Source organism: Nostoc paludosum FACHB-159, from assembly GCF_014698835.1.
In the GTDB taxonomy this organism is placed as follows: domain Bacteria; phylum Cyanobacteriota; class Cyanobacteriia; order Cyanobacteriales; family Nostocaceae; genus Nostoc; species Nostoc paludosum.
Map to the genome: position 1 here is coordinate 1 of NZ_JACJTU010000159.1, position 3,187 is coordinate 3,187.

Annotated in this window: 2 rRNA genes; both read right to left on the reverse strand. The window is 50.9% G+C overall.

Features of this window, described 5'->3' with window-relative positions:
* Positions 1-4: 4 nt before the first annotated feature.
* Positions 5-122, reverse strand: a 5S ribosomal RNA gene (gene rrf / locus H6H03_RS39700).
* A gap of 106 nt (positions 123-228) precedes the next feature.
* Positions 229-3,055, reverse strand: a 23S ribosomal RNA gene (locus H6H03_RS39705).
* Positions 3,056-3,187 lie beyond the last annotated feature (132 nt).

Below are 3,187 nucleotides of genomic sequence, written 5' to 3' on the forward strand. Positions count from 1 at the left end.
ATAAACCTGGCATCGAGCTATTTTAGCGTAGGGCAACCCCTAAACTATCGTTGCCGCAGCAGCGTTTCACCTCTGAGTTCGGGAAGGGTTCAGTGTGGTTCCACCGCGCAATAGACACCAGGAAAGAATTCAAAATTCAAAATTCAAAATTCAAAAAAGAATTAGAAATTTTAAATTCGAGGGTTCAAAACCCTGAAGACTGCCAGGAATGCGAAATTTTGGAATATAGAGGTCAAGCCCTCGGTCTGTTAGCACGGCTCGGCTACATGCATTGCTGCACTTCCACCTACCGCCTATAAACGGGTGTTCTTCCCGTGACCTTACCTACTTATGTAGTGAGAGCACTCATCTTGAGGTGGGCTTCCCACTTAGATGCTTTCAGCGGTTATCCGCTCCGCACTTGGCTACCCAGCGTCTACTGTTGGTACAATAACTGGTACACCAGCGGTGCGTTCCTCCCGGTCCTCTCGTACTAAGGAGGACTCCTCTCAATGCTCTTACGCCTGCACCGGATATGGACCGAACTGTCTCACGACGTTCTGAACCCAGCTCACGTACCGCTTTAATGGGCGAACAGCCCAACCCTTGGGACGTACTTCCGCCCCAGGTTGCGATGAGCCGACATCGAGGTGCCAAACCTCCCCGTCGATGTGGACTCTTGGGGGAGATCAGCCTGTTATCCCTAGAGTAACTTTTATCCGTTGAGCGACGGCCATTCCATTCTGAGCCGTCGGATCACTAAGGCCTACTTTCGTACCTGCTCCACATGTTCGTGTTGCAGTCAAGCTCCCTTTATGCCTTTACACTCGCCGCACGGTTTCCAAGCGTGCTGAGGGAACCTTTGCGCGCCTCCGTTACCTTTTAGGAGGCGACCGCCCCAGTCAAACTGCCCACCTGAAACTGTTCCCTCTCCGGCTAACGGAGATGGGTTAGAATTCTAGCTTCGCCAGAGTGGTATCTCACCGTTGGCTCCATATTCCCCACAAGGAATATCTCATCGCCTCCCACCTATCCTGCGCAAGCCAAGCCCGAACACAATTCCAGGCTACAGTAAAGCTTCATAGGGTCTTTCTGTCCAGGTGCAGGCAGTCCGTATCTTCACAGACATTCCTATTTCGCCGAGTCTCTCTCTGAGACACCATCCAGATCGTTACGCCTTTCGTGCGGGTCGGAACTTACCCGACAAGGAATTTCGCTACCTTAGGACCGTTATAGTTACGGCCGCCGTTCACCGGGGCTTCGGTCGCCAGCTTCAACTTTGCAGCCTGACCGACTTCCTTAACCTTCCGGCACTGGGCAGGCGTCAGCCCCCATACGTCCTCTTACGAGTTTGCGGAGACCTGTGTTTTTGGTAAACAGTCGCCTGGATCTCTTCACTGCGACCCAAGTATTACTTGGGCACCCCTTCTTCCGAAGTTACGGGGCCATTTTGCCGAGTTCCTTAGAGAGAGTTATCTCGCGCCCCTTGGTATACTCAACCTCCCTACCTGTGTCGGTTTCGGGTACGGGTACAATGTGTTCATCACATTACTAGCTTTTCTTGGCACTAACATTCACCACGCGGAGTTCGTAAACTCCTCCCAAACCAATTAGGGTGTGGCTATCTTTTATGCGTCCCTAGCAATGCTCCCACATCATAGTCAGGGATTATTCACCCTGTATCCATCGACTACGCCTTTCGACCTCGCCTTAGGACCCGACTAACCCTCCGAGGACGAACCTGGCGGAGGAACCCTTAGGGTTTCGGGGTATTGGATTCTCACCAATATTTGCGCTACTCAAGCCGACATTCTCACTTCCGTTTCGTCCACAGCTGCTTGCCGCTACTGCTTCTTCCTAACACGGAACGCTCCCCTACCGATTAATTAATTAATCCCACAGCTTCGGTACATCGCTTAGCCCCGTTCATTTTCGGCGCAAGAGCGCTTGACTAGTGAGCTATTACGCACTCTTTCAAGGGTGGCTGCTTCTAGGCAAACCTCCTAGTTGTCTGTGCACTCTCACCTCCTTTATCACTTAGCGATGATTTGGGGACCTTAGCTGGTGGTCTGGGCTGTTTCCCTCTTGACGATGAAGCTTATCCCCCACCGTCTCACTGGCAATGTGTGCTCTGGGTATTCTGAGTTTGTCTCGATTTGGTACCGGTCTCCCAGCCCGCACCGAAACAGTGCTTTACCCCCCAGATATATTCATTACCGCTGCGCCTAAACACATTTCGGGGAGAACCAGCTAGCTCCTGGTTCGATTGGCATTTCACCCCTAACCACAGCTCATCCGCCGATTTTTCAACATCGGTCGGTTCGGACCTCCACTTGGTGTTACCCAAGCTTCATCCTGGCCATGGTTAGATCACCAGGGTTCGGGTCTATAAACACTGATTAACGCCCTTTTCAGACTCGGTTTCCCTTTGGCTTCAACATTCTCGTTTTAACCTACCAGTGCCTATAAGTCGCCGGCTCATTCTTCAACAGGCACGCGGTCATCCGAACAATCGGACTCCCACTGCTTGTAAGCTGACGGTTTCATGTTCTATTTCACTCCCCTTCCGGGGTTCTTTTCACCTTTCCCTCGCGGTACTGGTTCACTATCGGTCACACAGTAGTATTTAGCCTTACGAGATGGTCCTCGCTGATTCACATGGGATTCCTCGTGCCCCATGCTACTCGGGATACAGCTACTATCCTTCAACTTTCGACTACAGGACTTTCACCTTCTTTGGTGCAGTATTTAGCTGCTTCGTCTAGCCTCCAGATTCGATATTGCTGTCCCACTACCCCAAAGAGTAAACCCTTTGGTTTAGGCTCTTCCCCGTTCGCTCACCACTACTTAGGGAATCTCTGTTTGATTTCTCTTCCTCCAGCTACTAAGATGTTTCAATTCGCTGGGTTGGCTCTTGACTGCCTATATATTCAGCAGCCAGTTTTTAGGGTTGCCCCATTCGGATATCTCCGGCTCTAAGTTTGCTTCCAACTCCCCGGAGCATTTCGTCGGTAACCACGTCCTTCTTCGCCTCTGTGTGCCTAGGTATCCACCGTCAGCTCTTATTAGCTTGACCACTAATTTCGCTTACATTTGCATACACATCCAATGTCTGTGTCTGCCTGCTTTTTTCGCATTCCTATGCAGTTTTCAAGGTTCTGGCTGAGATTTAACCCAGCAGTCTGACAATCGCCATATTGCTGAATTT